Below are 16,309 nucleotides of genomic sequence, written 5' to 3' on the forward strand. Positions count from 1 at the left end.
GGCGGCCTCGGGTCCCACGGCGGATTCGACCCCGGAGTCGACCAAGGGTTCGCCCCCGGGTTCGAGTCCCGGTTCGCGCCGCCGGCCGTCGTCGTTCACGTGCCCTCCTCCTCGTCCGCGTCCCGCAGCACGGTGTCGAATTCGTCGAACTCCGCGCTCACCGCCACGTCCTCGGCGGCGCTCGCGATCCACTTCACGGTCAGCTCCCCCAGCGCCTCGACCTGGTCGAACCCCACCGCCAACTCGCGGAAGAGTTCGAGCAGGACCAGGAACCGGGCCACCACGTGCAGCGTGTCCGGCGCGTCGGCGGCCAGCTCGGCGAAGGTCGCGCTGCCCATCCGGCGCAGCCGCTCGACCACTATCGCCGCCTGCTCGCGCACACTCACCCGCTGTGCGTGGATGTGCTCGATGGACACCACCTTCGGCGCCTTCGGCGTCATCGCCTTGGCCGCCATCCGGGCGAACCGCTCCAGGTCGGTGGTGATCACCACCTCCGGCAGCAGCCCCTGGTAGCGCGGCTCCAGCGGCACGTCGCGCGGATACCGGCGGGACTCCTCGGCCCAGCGGTCCGCCAGGATGCCGGCGATCTGCTTGTACGCCCGGTACTGGAGCAGCCGGGCGAACAGGATGTCCCGGGCTTCGAGCAGGGCCAGGTCCTCCGCGTCCTCGACCTCGGCGGCGGGCAGCAGCCGGGCCGTCTTGAGGTCGAGCAGGGTGGCCGCGACCAGCAGGAACTCGGTGGCCTGGCCGAGGTCCCAGTCCGGCCCCTGGGCCCGGATGTGCGCGATGAACTCGTCGGTGACCCGGGACAGCGCCACCTCGGTGACGTCCAGCTTGTGCTTGGTGATCAGGCCGAGGAGCAGGTCGAACGGGCCCTCGAAGTTGTCCAGGCTGACCCGGAAGCCGGTGCCGTCGTCCGGTACCGGAATCGGCGCCGGCGCCTCGGCGGGCGGGGGCGAGGCGGGCCCGGGGACGCGGACCGGGGCGGGCCCCGCCTCGGGATCGGCGGATCCGGATCCGGCCCCGGCGGCGGACGTCGGCGGCGGCGACCCGTCCGGCCCGACCGAAGCGGCGGGCCGGCCCGGGCCGCGCCCGAGCGCGCGTCGGGGGCGGGCGGAACCGTGGGTGTCGGACATCGTGCGCTCAATGGTGCGGGCCGCGACTGCGGGAAACGGCACGGACCCGCCGGGCGGTGGTCCGAATTGGGCCACTCAGGGGACCGGCGGGTCCGTCGAGACTTCACCGAGCGGGCATCCGCTCGAATCGGGTTTGTCGCTTAAGAGCCACGCAGCCGGCGGACGAGAATGCTCGCCTCGCCGCGCGCCTCCAGGTCGGCCAGGACCACCGCGACCGCCTCGCGCACTATCCGCCCGCGGTCCACGGCCAGGCCGTAGTCGCCGCGCAGGCTCAGCCGCGCGTGTTCGAGGTCCATCAGTTCCTCGGCGGAGACGTAGACGGTGATCTTCTCGTCGTGTCGCTCGCGCCCGCTCGGGCGGCGCTGCGCACGGGTGCGCCGATGGGCCGGACGCGCGGTCGGGTCGACCCCCGCGGCGGCGGCGGACATCGACGACGCCCCCGACGGCGTGGGCGCCTCGCGGCGACCGGGCACGGGATGTTGTACGGCGTGCTGTTCGGCCTCGCCGGATCCGCCGTCCGCACCGGACGACTCGTGTCGCTCGGTGCTGTCGGGTGTGGCCCCGACCGGTGGAACCTGCGCGGGTACGGTGCCGCGCTGCTCTCCCGCGTCGCCGCCGGCACTCTGCTGCTGTCGCAACATCGCGCCGCCGGTGGTGCGGAACAGCTCGTCGGCACCCGGGAGACTCACTCGGCGCGACACCGGGCGAGCACCTCCCTGGCGAGCTGGCGGTAGGCGGCGGCGCCCACCGAGTTGGAGGCGTAGGTGGTGATCGGTTCGCCCGCGACGGTGGTCTCGGGGAACCTGACAGTGCGCCCGATCACCGTGTGGAAGACCTGGTCGCCGAACGCCTCGGTGACCCGGGCCAGGACCTCGCGGCCGTGCACGGTGCGGACGTCGTACATCGTCGCCAGGATGCCGTCGAGCACGAGGTCGGGGTTCAGCCGCTCGTGCACCTTCTCGATCGTCTCGGTCAGCAGCGCCACGCCGCGCAGCGCGAAGAACTCGCACTCCAGCGGCACGATGACGCTGTTCGCCGCGGTGAGCGCGTTGACCGTGAGCAGACCGAGCGAGGGCTGGCAGTCGATGATGATGTAGTCGTAGTCGTTGACCAGCGGCCGGATCGCGCGCGAGAGTGTGGTCTCGCGGGCGACCTCGGTGACCAGTTGCACCTCGGCGGCCGACAAGTCGATGTTGCTGGGCAACAGGTCCATGCCGGGGATGATCGTCTTCAGCAGCACGTCGTCCGCGCTGAGATGACTTTCCATCAGCAGGTTGTAGACCGTGAGTTCGAGCTCCATGGGGTTGACGCCCAGGCCCACCGAAAGCGCGCCCTGGGGGTCGAAGTCCACGAGCAGGACCCGGCGACCGTATTCGGCCAGCGCGGCACCCAGGTTGATGGTCGACGTGGTCTTGCCGACGCCGCCCTTCTGGTTGCACATCGCGATGATCTTCGCCGGCCCGTGTTCGCTCACCGGCGCCGGGATCGGGAAGTAGGGAAGGGCGCGGCCGGTCGGGCCGACCCGCTCGCGCCGCTGCGTGGCGGCGTCGGGAGCGAGGGTCGCGGCGTATTCCGGATCCGGTTCGTAGTCCGCGTCGGGGTCGAACGGTCCGCCACGCAGTTCCTCGGCGTAGCGCAACTCGTCGTCGTAGTAGTACATATCGTAGGCGTACTCGTGCGCGTCCGGGCCATCGAGCCCGTCGGGCCCGGCCTGGCCGGCCGGGGCGGTGTGGCCCGCCTGGACGGCGGCGTCCGTGCGCGTCCCCTGCTGGTCCTGCGGGCCGTCGGCGGGCCCGTAGGAAGAGGTAGTCGGCGCTGCACGGCCCGGCGCCGCCCCTGGCTGGGCACCCCCGGGAGCAAATGTCGACTCGTTCACAAGTCGTCTTACCTCCTTGCCGACCAGGTCATTTCTTGCTTCGTCAGCCTGAGTCCTTGCCGACGGATCGCGACTCTATGGCGTTGCGGACGGTCGCAGCAAGGCGAACCGCCCGACGTATGCAACATGTGAGGTGATCCAGTCAAGCGCCCGAGGGTGGGATCCTCAGTACATCTGATGTGGTTCATCGGGGGTTTGGCGCACGTAGACTCGGGTCGTGGACACCGAGGAATGACCCAGGAGTTCCTGGACGACCCGGACATCGGCCCCACCGTCGAGCAAATGTGTGGCGAACGAACTCCGAAGTGTACGTGGGGAGATGCCCCGCTCCGGAGCACTCCGGCCGGCCGCGTCGGCAAGCACGGCCCATCCGCTCTGCCGTGACAGTCGGCCGCCTCGCGCGTTGAGAAAAACGGCGGCGCCACCGGAACCCGAAGCGGCCAGCTCCGGGCGCGCCCGCAGCAGGTACACATCGAGCGCCGCCAGGGCACTCGCCCCCAACGGCACGACCCGCCGCCGCCCACCCGAACCGCGGAGCCCGATCGTCCCGGCCGCCAAATCGACATCGGCGAGGTCCATCCCCACCGCCTCCGAAACCCGAGCCCCACATCCATACAACACCTCGACCAGGGCCCGATCCCGAAGCCCGAACACCCCGGAGGCAGCCGAGGCCGCGACAAACAACGCCTCCACCGATTCCGCCGACAGCACATCCCCACGCCGCCGCCCCGAAACCACCGGATCCGGCGCGGCAACCCCACACGCCACATCCACGGCAACCAACCCGGCACTCACCGCAAACGCATGAACCCCACGCACGGCCACAAGCGCCCGCGCCACGGAAGCCGGCGCCAACCCCTCATCCCGCAACGCCCCACCAAACCCCCGTACATCCGCGCCCCGAACCCCGCCCAACCCCTCGATCCCGAGCCCACGCAAATAGAGGAGGTACCGCCCAAGATCCCGCCGATAAGCAATCAACGTATTGCGAGCCAACCCACGCCGAAGCCCCAAATACCCCAAGTACTCCTCAACAACAGTCTCCACGCCCCTAATTCTGGCGCCCAAAACACCACATGCCGCACACCCACGTCATTGGGGGTGTACGGCATGCGCACGGCCTCGACCAGAGACCAACCAACCGCCCGACCAGACCAACCTCAGCCAAGCAGGCAACCCAAAGCCCGAAAGCCCCAGCCAAACCACCACGCAACCCGGCCGGCGCATGAGGCCACTCAGCCCGGCCGGCGCTTGAGGCCAAGCAGGCAACCCGCAGCCCTCAAGCCCCAACCAAGCCAACCCCAGCCCGGCCGGCGCATGAGGCCACACAGCCCGGCCGGCGCTTGAGGCCAAGCAGGCAACCCGCAACCCTCAAGCCCCAACCAAGCCAACCCCAGCCCGGCCGGCGCTTGAGGCCAAGCAGGTAAACCGCAGCCCTCAAGCCCGACCAAGCAAAGGTCAGGAACCCAGGACCTCTTCGAGCGAAACGGCGTCAATCCCCAGCGCCTCGCCCACAGCCGCGTTCGTAAGCCGACCCTCATGCGTCGACAGACCCAGCGCCAGCGCCCGATCCGCCTTCGCCGCCTCACGCCACCCACGATTCGCCAACTGCACGATGTACGGCAGCGTCGCATTCGTCAGCGCATACGTGGACGTGTGCGGCACCGCACCCGGCATGTTCGCCACGCAGTAGAAGATCGAGTTGTGCACCTTGTACACCGGGTCGTCGTGCGTCGTGGCGTGCGAGTCCTCGAAGCACCCGCCCTGGTCGATCGCGATGTCGACCAGCACCGAGCCCGGCTTCATCCGCGACACCAGCTCGTTGGTGATCAGCTTCGGCGCCTTCGCACCCGGAATCAGCACCGCGCCGATGACCAGGTCCGCGTCCAGCACGGCCTTCTCGATCTCGTACGTGTTCGACGCGACCGTCTGCAGATGCCCCTGGTAGATCCGGTCCGCGTCGCGCAGCGCCTGGATGTTCCGGTCCAGCAGCAGCACCTCGGCCTGCATGCCGAGCGCGATCGCCGCGGCGTTCATCCCCGAGACACCGGCGCCGATCACGACGACCTTCGCGGCGTAGACGCCGGAGACGCCACCCATGAGGGTGCCGCGACCGCCGCCCTGCGCCATCAGGTGGTACGAGCCGACCTGCGGCGCGAGCCGACCGGCCACCTCGGACATCGGCGCGAGCAGCGGCAGCGCGCCGTTGGGCAGCTGCACCGTCTCGTAGGCGATGGACGTGGTCCCGGCGTTGAGCAGGGCCTCGGTGCACTCCTTGCCTGCGGCGAGGTGCAGGTAGGTGAACAGCGTCTGGTCCTTGCGGAGCCGGCCGAACTCGGAGGCGATCGGCTCCTTGACCTTCAGGATCAGCTCGCCGGTCGCCCAGACCTCGTCCGCCGTACCGAGGATGGTCGCCCCCGCGGCCACGTACTCCTCGTTGGGGATGGACGAGCCGACGCCGGCGTCGTGCTCGATGAAGACCTCGTGACCGTTGCGCACCAGCTCGTGCACGCCGGCGGGCGTGATCGCCACGCGGTACTCGTGGTTCTTGACCTCGCGGGGGATACCGACCTTCACGGCTATCAAGTCCTGTCGACAGAGGGTTGGGCACCAGCGAGCCCGAGCATGCGAAAGCACGCTGTACCTCGTGGTGTCCCTAGCTTAGTGCGGTTGGAACCCCCCGCCAACCTTACAAAGTGGCAGTGAGGACCGGACCGCTTGTCTATTTCGTAGGTTGCGCCCAAAACTTTGGACAGCAGCGAGTACCCACAAGGGGTCTACTCGTCACCCAGGAAGCGGCGAACCTCGTCGGCCTCGGGCGCGCCCGCGTCCACGAGCAGGGCCAATGCCTGCCGGCGGCGCGATCGGGCGTCCCGGGCGTCGCCCGAATCGAGCGCCAGCTCGGCGCTCTGCAACAGCGCCAGCGCCTCCAGCCGCTCGTCGCCGGCCGCGCGAAACGCCTCCATCGCGTCCCGGTACACCGTCAGCGCCTCCGGCACCCGGCCCGCCTCACCCAGCACGGCGGCGATGTCGGCCAGCACCCGGCCGATGTCGGCGGGGTCGCCGATCCGCCGACGCACCCCGAGCGCCGCCCGGTGGTCGCGCACCGACTGTTCGAAGCGGCCCATCCGCGCGTGCAGCCGGCCCAGGTGGGAGAGCACCCGCGCCTGGCCGGCCGCGTCGCCGATGGTGCGGCGCAGCAGCAGCGACCGGTCGTACCAGTCGGCGGCCCGCTGCAGGTCGCCGAGGTCGGCGTAGGCATTGCCGAGGTTGACCATCGCCCGCCCCTCGCCGGCCGGGTCGCCCAGTCCGCGGGAGACCTCCAGCGCGGCGCGGTAGCAGGACAGCGCCTCCTCCAGCTCCGCGCGCGCGACGTGCAGGTTGCCCAGATTGAGCAGGGCCACCGCCTCCTGCCGGCCGGAGCCGGCCCGGCGCGCGGTGGTCAGCGCGAGTTCGTGCAGTTCGCGGACGTCGCTCCAGTGCGCGCGGCGGTCCAGGAGCCGGGTGAGCACCGAGACCAGCCGGCGGGTCGCCGCGTCCAGTCCGGCCGCGGCGGCCACCCGGGCGGCGGCCAGCAGTTCGGGCCGCTCGTCGCGCAACCACGCGCGGGCCTCGTCGGCGCTGTCGAAGCGCACGTCGGCGGCCGGGTCCGGACCGCCCGTGCCGATGATGATCCGCTCCGCCGAGCGGGCCAGGCGCACATACCGGTCGAGCAGCCGCACCCGGGCGTTGCGCCGCTCGCCGGGCCGCTCCTCCGCGTCCAGGCGCTCTTGTACATAGCCGCGCACCAAATCGTGGAAGCGGAAGCGGCCCGGGACCGAGCCCTGCTCCAGCAGGTGCAGCTCGCGCAGCTCGATCAACGACCGCGTCGCCGCGTCCGGCCCGCAGTCGGCCAGCGCCGCGGCGGCGTCCGCGCCGAACTCGCGCCCCGGCACCAGCGCAAGCAGCCGCAACAACCGGGCGGCCGACGGCACCAGTTCACGATGGATCAGCGAGAAGCACGCCCGCACCGCCAGGTCGTCCCCGGCCTGCTCGTGCAGCCGCAACCGCTCGGCCCGCAACCGCCGCCCGACGTCGGCCATCGCGTAGCGCGGCCGGGCCCGCAACCACGCGCCCGCCATCCGCAGCGCCGCCGGGTGGTGGTCGCACAGCGCGGCCAACTCGTCCGCGGCCCGCGGATCGCACGCGACCCGGGTGTGCCCGGCCAGGTTCCCGAGCAGTTCGGCCGCGGCGCGCGGGTCGAGCATGTCCAGCGCACAACTGCGCACCGCCGCGGCCCGCCCCAGGCCGGTGAGCGGGGCCACCGAGGTGACCACGACGAGTGCGGTCGGGCTCTCCGGCAGCAGCGGCCGCAACTGCGGCGTCCCGGTCACGTCCTCGAGGAGGATCAGGAACCGTTTGCCGTCCAGGTGCTCGCGAAAGAGCCGGATGCGCTCCTCGTGCGCGGAGGGGATGCTCGCCGTGCCGAGCGCGTACAACATCGACTCCAGCACGTCGCCCGGCGGGATCAGCTCACCGCGCGGCCCGGTGAGCCGGGCGTAGAGCCGCCCGTCGGGGAAGTGCGGGGCCAGCCGATGGGCGAGCCGTACCGCGAACTCGGTCCGCCCCACGCCCACCGGTCCGGTGATCGCGACCACCCGGTCCCGGGGCAGCCACACCGTGCGGGTGGTGCCGGGGTGCTCCGGGTCGGTCGGCGCCAGTTGCGCGGGGATCGCCGCGCCGGGTCCGGTCACCCAGGTATAGAGGGTGTCGAGTTCGTCGGTACGCCCGACGAAGTCGGGTCCGCCGGGCGGCAGTTGGTCCACGATCGCGGGCAACGCCGGGACCGGCGCGCGCATTCCGGGAACCAGCCCCTCGGTCGACGCACACGCGACCTCGGACTCCCCGGTCACACCCACCGCAGACGCCCCCTGTCTCACCCACACCCATCGCGCAGATTACGACCACGCACGGGCCCACAGGGCCCGACTCGCCAACCCCGAGTCACGAAATCCGCAGCCTTTCGCCCCCGAGGCGACGGGTGGGCGAGTGGGCACAAATATCCCGGGCCCACCAGGACCCGACCGCGGCCGGTCAGAACGGTCGAGCAGGCCAGGGCGCGTCCGCGGCCCGCAGCGCGTCCAACCCGTCCCCCGCCCGCGCGGCAGCCAGCGCCAACGCTCCCGAAACCAGTGTCGGATTGTGCAGCTCGCCCGCCAGGATCAGCTCGATCGCCTCGTCCACCGGCAGCCAGGCGAGCTCCATCCCGACCTCCTCGTGCTCCACCGCGAACCGCTCGGCGGTGGACTCGGACAACCCGCGCGCGAGGAACACCCGGATCGCCTCGTCCGAGGAGCCGGGTGTGGTGTAGATGTCCACCAGCACGTTCCAGACGGCGGCCTCGTGGTGCGCCTCCTCGAACAACTCCCGCCGGGCCGCGTGCAGCGGATGTTCGCCGGCCACGTCCAACAACCCGGCCGGGATCTCCCACAACTTCTGCCGCACGGGATGCCGGTACTGCCGCAGCACCAGGATGCGCCCCTGCTCGTCCAGCGCCACCACGCCGACCGCGCCGGGGTGGTCCAGGTAGTCGCGCCGCGCGCTGCTCCCGTCCGGCATCTCGACCACGTCGCTGCGCATCGACCAGACCCGCCCCCGAAACGGCGTCTCACTCGCCGAGACCGGCCACGACTCGGGGGTGTCGCCGATCCTCGCCCGAATCCGCGGGTCGTTCACGATGCGCTCCCTCTCACCCGGCCGCCGGCCGAATACCGCCGCCCCGATCGGCCAGCCTAATGGTCTTCGACCGCGCGCCGGCCACGAGCAGGACCGTGATCGCACCGACCCCGAAGACCGGCGAAACGCGGGAAGCCACCCGCCCGCGTGCGCGGGTGGGTGGCTTCCCGGGTCGTCGAGCGCTCGGGCGGGTCGAGCGGTCGGGCGCGTCGAGCGATCCTACGGCGGGCGATCGGTCAGGAGGTCGTCTCCACGACCCGGTCCTCGCCCTTGATCCGGCGGACCGCCGCCGCGACCAGGCCCGCGAACAGCGGGTGCGGGCGCGTCGGGCGCGACTTCAGCTCCGGGTGGGCCTGGGTCGCGATGAAGTACGGGTGCTGCTCGCGCGGCAGTTCGACGTACTCCACCAGTCGGCCGTCGGGGGAGAGCCCGGAGAAGACCAGGCCGGTCTCCTCCAGCCGGGTCCGGTAGGCGTTGTTGACCTCGTAGCGGTGCCGGTGGCGCTCCTCGGAGCGGGCCGCGCCGTACACCTCGCGCGCGATCGAGCCCTCGGCCAGGTCCGCGGTGTACAGCCCGAGCCGCATCGTGCCGCCCAGGTCGCCCTGGCCCGCCACGATGTCGAGCTGGTCGGCCATGGTGGCCACGACCGGGTGCGCGGCCTCGGAGTCGAACTCCAGCGAGTTGGCCCCGTCGAGCCCGGCCAGGTTGCGCGCGGCCTCGATCACCATGCACTGCAGGCCCAGACAGATCCCCAGGGTCGGGATCCGGTGCTCCCGGGCGTACGCGATCGCCTGCACCTTGCCCTCGACGCCCCGGTCGCCGAAGCCGCCGGGGATCAGCACCGCGTCGCAGTCGCCGAGTTCGCGCGCGGCGCCCTCGGGCGTGGCGGTGTTGTCCGAGGTCACCCACTTGATCCGGGTGCGCACGTTGTTGGCGAAGCCGCCCGCGCGGATCGCCTCGGTGACCGAGAGGTAGGCGTCGGGCAGGTCGATGTACTTGCCGACCAGCGCGACGGTGACCTCGCGCTCGGGCTGGTGCACCCGGCGCAGCAGGTCGTCCCATTCGGTCCAGTCCACGTCCCGGAAGTTCAGCCCGAGCCGGCGCACCACGTACGCGTCCAGGCCCTCCGAGTGCAGCACCTTGGGGATGTCGTAGATGGACGGGGCATCGATGGCCGCGACCACGGCCTCCTCGTCCACGTCGCACATCAGCGAGATCTTGCGCTTGATGTCCTGCGGCACCGCGCGGTCGGCGCGCAGCACGATCGCGTCGGGCTGGATGCCGATGCTGCGCAGCGCGGCGACCGAGTGCTGGGTCGGCTTGGTCTTCAGCTCGCCCGAGGGGCCGATGTACGGGAGCAGCGAGACGTGCAGGAAGAAGACGTTGTCCCGGCCGACCTCGTGCCGGACCTGGCGGATCGACTCCAGGAAGGGCAGCGACTCGATGTCGCCGACGGTCCCGCCGACTTCGGTGATCACGATGTCGACGTCGGCCACGGCCATCGCCCGGATCCGCGACTTGATCTCGTTCGTGATGTGCGGGATGACCTGGACGGTGTCGCCCAGGTATTCGCCGCGGCGCTCCTTGGCGATCACCGTCGAGTAGACCTGACCGGTCGTCACATTGGCCGAGCCGTGCAGGTCGACGTCGAGGAAGCGCTCGTAGTGGCCGACGTCCAGGTCGGTCTCGGCGCCGTCGTTGGTGACGAACACCTCGCCGTGCTGGAAGGGGTTCATCGTGCCGGGGTCGACGTTGAGGTAGGGGTCGAGCTTCTGCATCGTGACCCGCAGGCCGCGCGCCTTGAGGAGCGCTCCGAGGCTCGACGCGGTGAGCCCCTTGCCAAGCGAGGAGGCGACGCCTCCGGTGACGAAGAGGTGCTTCGCCTGCCGGGTGCGACTGGGCGTCTGAGGCACTGCCAAGGAAGGGCTCCCGTGGTTGCGATGAGGGGGATGTCCTGGGGACATCCGAGGGATATCGAAGGGGACGCTGCTGGGCCGACGCGGGCCCGGAACAGTCCCACCAAGTCCACGGGATACCAGCCTAACAGCGTCGGGGGTCGAGGTCCCGCACCCGGGGCGGAACAACTGCGACACCACCCGGCGATTGCCCAGAGTGACAACGCACGGGAGAATCCGGACGCATGCCGACGGAACGGCCGAGTCGGATTCCACGCAGAGTCAACGATCGGGTCGGCGAAAGCAGGCACGTTTCAGCGCCGACGGCGCACTATGCTACGCAGGCGGCGCGCGAGCCTCTCTCCGTTCGCCGACACCCGCGCGCAGCGGAACCCACGCGCGCGACGGGTGCGCGTCCCCCGGATCCCGACGGGACGACATTTCGGGAGTACCGGTCGATCCGACCACCGTTCCGGCGGTCGATCACGCGCGCGTGGTGCACCCTGGAATGAATCGATCAAGGCAACCGAGGCAACGAATCGATCGATCGCCGACCAGAACACGACATCGGCGCGCAGGGTACGTACCACCCGCAGCAGCACCCGCAGCACGACCCACCGGTACCGGAACACAGCACGACCCGCCGGCACCGAACACAGCAACCCGTACGAGCCGACCCCTCGTACGTGCCCAGCCCCCGGCCGATCCCCGCCGCGCACGACGGGACCACCGGCCTCACAGGACGACCAGGAACGGAAAGCGCTGCCCGTGACCAGCCGCATCGAGGACTACGCCCTCATCGGGGACATGCAAACCGCCGCTCTCGTGGGCCGCGACGGTTCCATGGATTGGCTCTGCCTCCCCCGCTTCGATTCGCCCGCCGTGTTCGCCGGCCTGCTCGGCAGCGAGGAACACGGCTCGTGGCGGGTCGCGCCGCTCTCCGGCGGCCCCGCGACACGCCGCCGCTATCGCGGCGACTCGCTGATCCTCGAATCGGAGTGGGAGACCCCCCGGGGCACCGTTCGGGTGATCGATTTCATGCCGCCGGCCGACGCCCTGATCGGCGCGCCGGTGGTGGTGCGGATCGTGGAGGGCGTGTCCGGCCAGGTGCCGGTGCGCTCGGAGCTGCGCATGCGCTTCCACTACGGCAAGGTCGTGCCCTGGGTGCGCCGCGAGGCGGACGGCCGCACGGTCGCGGTCGCCGGGCCCGACGCGGTGTGGTTCGACAGCGACACCGAGACCTACGGACGCGGGCTGACCACCTATTCGGACGTCACCCTCGGGGAGGGCGACCGGGTCACGTTCACCCTCACGTGGCATCCCTCGCACGTCGACGGCCCGCTGCGCACCGACGCGCTCGCCGCGCTCGCCGACACCGAGGTCTTCTGGGCCGACTGGATGACCCGCTGCACCTACCAGGGCCCGTGGCGCGAGCCGGTGGTGCGCTCGCTGATCACGCTCAAGGCGCTGACGTACGCCCCCACCGGCGGCATCGTCGCCGCACCGACCACCTCGCTGCCCGAGGACGTGGGCGGCGTGCGCAACTGGGACTACCGCTACACGTGGCTGCGGGATGCGGCGATGACGCTGGGCGCGCTGCTCAAGACCGGCTTCGTGGACGAGGCCAAGGCGTGGCGCGAGTGGCTGCTGCGGGCGGTGGCGGGCGACCCGGAGAATCTGCAGATCATGTACGGCGTGGGCGGCGAGCGCAGGCTCACCGAGTACGAGGCGACCTGGCTGCCCGGCTACGAGGGCTCGCACCCGGTACGGATCGGCAATGCCGCCGCCGAGCAGTTCCAGCTCGACGTCTACGGCGAGGTCGTCGACGCGCTGCACCTGGGCCGGGTCGCCGGCATGGAGGGCCACGACCACGCGCACGCGCTCCAGCTCAAGCTGATGGACTACATGGAGCAGCACTGGCGCGACCCGGACGAGGGCATCTGGGAGGTGCGCGGGCCGCGCCGGCACTTCGTGCACTCCAAGGTGATGGCGTGGGTCGCGGTGGACCGCACCATCAAGATGCTGGTCGACCAGCCCGAGGACTCCGACACCGGGAAGATGCTGGAGCACCTGAAGGGTGTGCGCGAGGAGATCCACCGCGAGGTGTGCGCGTACGGCTACGACGCCGAGCGCAACACCTTCACCCAGTACTACGGCTCCACCGAGCTGGACGCCTCGCTGCTGCTGATCCCGCAGGTGGGCTTCCTGCCGCCGGAGGACAAACGGGTGATCGGCACGATCGAGGCGATCCAGCGCGAACTGACCGAGGACGGCTTCGTACGCCGCTACCCCACCAACGGCACCAGCGTCGGCCTGGACGGCCTGCCCGGCGACGAAGGCGCGTTCCTGGCCTGCTCGTTCTGGCTCGCCGACGACCTGGCCATGATCGGCCGGGTCGAGGAGGCGCGCGAGCTGTTCGAACGCCTGCTCGCGCTGCGCAACGACCTGGGCCTGCTCGCCGAGGAATGGGACCCGCGCCTCCAGCGCCAGGTGGGCAACTTCCCGCAGGCGTTCAGCCACGTGCCGTTGATCGACACGGCACTGCGGCTGACCGCGACGATGCGCGCGGGGGCGGTCGTGGCGGCGGAGTAGGGGCCGGGTCGCGCGGGATCCCGCGGGCCGGCCCGATTCGGTGTGGCGTTCGAAGCCGGTGGGCGCGCTGTGCAGGTGTGCGTACCGGTTCCGGGTGGTACCTCCGGACACCACGCCCCCCGCCCGATCCACCGACGCCGACGCGGGCGACGAGCCGACCGGTTCGTCGCCCGCGTCGGCGTTGAGCCGAGGGGGCGGGCCACGCCGGGCGGTCGGCGGCGGGGGCGGCCGAAAGGCGTGCGTGGGGCGGGTTGGGCGAACCGGAGCCGGGGCCGGCCGGCTACACCGGGCCCAGTTCCTCGTAGATGCTGAGGACCTGGGCGATGGTTTCGCGTTCGCCGGGCCACGTGGCGGCCTGGACCGGGCCCGCGGCCGCGAGTTCGCTGCGGCGGTCCGGGTCGGCGAGCAGCGCGGTGACGGAGGCCGCCAGGGCCTCGGCGTCGCCGTACGGCACCAGCACCGCCGCCTCGCCGACGAGTTCCGGCACTCCCCCGACCGCCGTCGCCACCAGCGGCACCCCGCTGCGCAGCGCCTCCTGGGCGACCAGCGCCCGCGCCTCCCACCGGCTGGGCAGCACCACCACGTCCGCCGCGCCCAACAGGTCGGCCACATCCGACCGATGCCCCAGCAACCGAACCGGCAACGACTCGGCGTCGATACGTTCCTGAAGCGTCTCGCGCAACGGCCCGTCCCCGGCGACCACCACCAACGGCGCCGGCCGGACCTCGCCCCACTCCCGCGCTGCGTCCAGCAACACCGGATACGCCTTCTGCGCCGCCAACCGGCCCACCGCGACCACCAACGGCCGATCCCCCGCCGCGAATTCGTCCCGCACCGCGCCCCGGTCCCGGGACGCCGGCGGCAACGGCGGCGCCGACACCGGGCCGAGCCGCGCGTCCCGCGCCCCCAACTGCCGCGCCCGGTCCACCAGATCGGCCGACGCGCCCAGGACCACGTCGGCCGCCCGTACCGCGCGCCCCTCCAGCACCCGGGTCAGCGCACCCTTCGCACCGCCCGCCAACACCGCGTTGTGCAGCGTCAACACCAACGGCGTCCGCCGCACGCGATGCCGACCGAGCGCGTTGCCCGCCACCAACCCGGCGCGCAGCCCGTGCGCGTGCACCACGTGCGCGTGCGCGCACGCCGCCCGCAACTCGCGCGCCGCGCCCCGGTCCGAGGGCCGCGGCGCGGCCGGGATCTCCACCGCCCGAAACCGCGCGCCGGTGCCCGCGAAGTCGAAGTGCTCCTCGGTCGAGGCCGGCCCGCAGACCGTCACCGCGACCCCGCGCCCGACCAGCCCGGCCGCCAGCGAGCGCACGTGCGCGCCGATCCCGCCGGTGGACGTGGCCAGCACCAGGACGGCCCGCAGCCGGGCCGGCTCGGTACGCTCCCGCGACTCAGTCGTCGTGTCCACGTCGCTGCTCCCCTTCCGTTTCGGCCGTCCGCCGCCCGGGCAACGCCGCCTTCACGGCCTCGCCGACGGTGGCGAGGACGACTCCCGCGAACACCAGGGTGCCCACGATGGCGGCAACCGTCGCGATGATCAACGTAAAGACGATGCCCCCGGTGCCCAATGCCCGCGACACCCCGAATCCGACCAGGCCACCGGCCGCCGCACCGACCACCGAGGCGATCGCCGCCCGGCCCAGCGCCCGCATCGGCAGTGCCCGGGGCCCGGCCGTCCTGGCGACGGGATACGCCAGCAGCAGGCCCGCCACGGTCATCCCGATCGAGTTGCCGAGGCCGAGCGCGGCCACCGTCCAGCGCGCGGGCAACACGTACGCGAGGATCACGTCGGCGACCACCACCACACACCAGCCGACCACCACACACCCGGCGGCGGCCCGCCCGTGCCCGGACGCGTTCAGCACCCGGCTCAGGTGCGCGACCAGCGCGTACCCGATCAGCCCGGGGGCGAACGCGGCCAGCGCCCACGCCATCTGGTCCGCCTCGGTGGAGCCGGCCATGAACAGCGCGAAGAACCGCCCCACCGGCGCCGCGGCGGCCAAGAGCAGCGTGGTGCCCGCCGCGCCGACCAGCAGCACGGTCCGGGTGGTCGCGGCCACGGCGTCGGCGAACGCGTCCCGGTCGCCGTCGTGCGCGTGCGCGCTCAGGCGCGGGAAGGCGGCGGTGGCGATCGGCACGGCCAGGACCGCGTACGGCAGCAGATACACCATCCAGGTCGTCTGGTACACCACGAGCGACCCGTGCGTCCCGCGCCCGTTGGCGAGCAGGATCACCGCGATCGTCGCGGCCTGCTGGGCGACCAGCGTGGCGACGCCCGCCAGCGCGAGGGTGCGTACCCGGCGGCCCACCCCGTCCGGAAAGCGCAACGTCGGACGCAGCCGCAGCCCGGTCGAGCGCAGCGGCACGACGGTGACGAGCGCCAGCGCCAGCACACCCGCCGTCGTCCCCAGGGACAGCGTCAATTCGGCGCCGCGGGGCAGGTGCGCGAGGTCGTCGAGGTCGACGTCGTACCGGTTCGCGAAGAGCAGATAGGTGCCGGCCACCACGAGGCTGGACACCAGCGGCGCGAGGGTGCCGGCCAGGAAGCGCCGATGCGCCTGGAGGATGCCGCCGGCGACCACGGCGACCCCGTACAGCAGCACCTGCGGCACGAACACGACCAACATCCGCGCGGCCACGTCCACCACCCCGGGCCCGTCGGCCTTGCCGGCCAGCAGCACCTCGGCGATCGGCCGCGCCAGCAACGCCCCGAGCAGCACGATCGGCGTCAGGACCAGCACGACCCAGGTCAGCAGCGCGGACGCGATCCGCCCGGCGTCCTCGCGGGCGCCCCGGGCCACCGGACCGGCCAGCACCGGCACGACAACACTCGCGAGCGCCCCGCCGGCGACGATCTCGAAGACGATGTTGGGAACGGAGTTGACGGTGCTGTAGGCGGTTCCGAGAGCGGTGTCACCCACGGTCCCGGAAAACACCAACTGCCGCCCGAACCCGGCCAACCGCGCGAACACGGTGACGAGCCCCATCAACGCGGCGGCCCCCGCCAGCCCCCGAACCGCCCGCGTGGCACCGGAGCCGCCCACCACCGAAACGTCGTCGCGAGGGGCGGTCACCGGCGACCGACCGAG

11 protein-coding genes are annotated in these 16,309 nt (G+C 71.9%); 1 reads left to right on the forward strand and 10 read right to left on the reverse strand.

From position 1 onward, the window contains the following. Positions 1-95: 95 nt before the first annotated feature. From ACWGR4_RS21775 to ACWGR4_RS21810, 8 genes are all read right to left on the reverse strand, one after another. A complete protein-coding gene (locus tag ACWGR4_RS21775; protein ID WP_452131719.1) occupies positions 96-1,136 on the reverse strand; it encodes a segregation and condensation protein A in 1,041 nt (346 codons plus the stop codon). 140 nt (positions 1,137-1,276) lie between these two features. Beyond that, positions 1,277-1,837: a hypothetical protein gene (locus tag ACWGR4_RS21780; protein ID WP_380008488.1), complete on the reverse strand. Its 561-nt coding sequence runs from the start codon at positions 1,835-1,837 to the stop codon at positions 1,277-1,279. After that, the gene (locus ACWGR4_RS21785; RefSeq protein ID WP_020555592.1) at positions 1,822-2,796 is read right to left on the reverse strand and encodes a ParA family protein; all 975 of its coding nucleotides are present in this window, start codon (positions 2,794-2,796) and stop codon (positions 1,822-1,824) included. The genes ACWGR4_RS21780 and ACWGR4_RS21785 overlap by 16 nt, the downstream gene beginning before the upstream one ends. Positions 2,797-3,177: 381 nt before the next feature. Then, positions 3,178-4,059: a tyrosine-type recombinase/integrase gene (locus tag ACWGR4_RS21790; protein WP_452131720.1), complete on the reverse strand. Its 882-nt coding sequence runs from the start codon at positions 4,057-4,059 to the stop codon at positions 3,178-3,180. 411 nt (positions 4,060-4,470) lie between these two features. Then, positions 4,471-5,589 (reverse strand): alanine dehydrogenase, encoded by a 1,119-nt coding sequence (gene ald / locus ACWGR4_RS21795; RefSeq protein ID WP_078977799.1) that lies wholly within the window; start codon positions 5,587-5,589, stop codon positions 4,471-4,473. 200 nt (positions 5,590-5,789) lie between these two features. Then, on the reverse strand, positions 5,790-7,910 hold the full coding sequence (locus ACWGR4_RS21800) for a tetratricopeptide repeat protein (protein WP_380008492.1): 2,121 nt from the start codon (positions 7,908-7,910) through the stop codon (positions 5,790-5,792). Between the two features lie 175 nt (positions 7,911-8,085). After that, positions 8,086-8,727: an NUDIX domain-containing protein gene (locus ACWGR4_RS21805; protein ID WP_380008495.1), complete on the reverse strand. Its 642-nt coding sequence runs from the start codon at positions 8,725-8,727 to the stop codon at positions 8,086-8,088. A 236-nt stretch (positions 8,728-8,963) separates the two neighbouring features. Next, a complete protein-coding gene (locus tag ACWGR4_RS21810) occupies positions 8,964-10,640 on the reverse strand; it encodes a CTP synthase (RefSeq protein WP_380008634.1) in 1,677 nt (558 codons plus the stop codon). 750 nt (positions 10,641-11,390) lie between these two features. Here ACWGR4_RS21810 and ACWGR4_RS21815 point away from each other — a divergent pair. After that, entirely contained in the window at positions 11,391-13,214 is a 1,824-nt protein-coding gene (locus ACWGR4_RS21815) for a glycoside hydrolase family 15 protein (protein ID WP_452134064.1), read from the forward strand. Positions 13,215-13,494: 280 nt separating this feature from the next. Here ACWGR4_RS21815 and ACWGR4_RS21820 read toward each other — a convergent pair whose 3' ends face one another. Together ACWGR4_RS21820 and murJ are read right to left on the reverse strand one after the other, a co-directional pair. Beyond that, positions 13,495-14,628, reverse strand: a complete 1,134-nt coding sequence (locus ACWGR4_RS21820) for a glycosyltransferase family 4 protein (RefSeq protein ID WP_452131493.1) — start codon at positions 14,626-14,628, stop codon at positions 13,495-13,497. Next, positions 14,612-16,264, reverse strand: coding sequence for a murein biosynthesis integral membrane protein MurJ (gene murJ / locus ACWGR4_RS21825; RefSeq protein ID WP_380008504.1), 1,653 nt, complete (start codon positions 16,262-16,264; stop codon positions 14,612-14,614). The genes ACWGR4_RS21820 and murJ overlap by 17 nt, the downstream gene beginning before the upstream one ends. Positions 16,265-16,309: the final 45 nt, after the last annotated feature.

The sequence above is a fragment of the Embleya sp. NPDC055664 genome (assembly GCF_053618075.1).

Excerpts from the sequence above, each read along its gene's own strand:
- ACWGR4_RS21775 (WP_452131719.1), bottom strand. The coding sequence starts at position 1,136 with ATGTCCGACACCCACGGTTCCGCCCGCCCCCGACGCGCGCTCGGGCGC.
- ACWGR4_RS21785 (WP_020555592.1), bottom strand. The coding sequence starts at position 2,796 with ATGTACTACTACGACGACGAGTTGCGCTACGCCGAGGAACTGCGTGGC.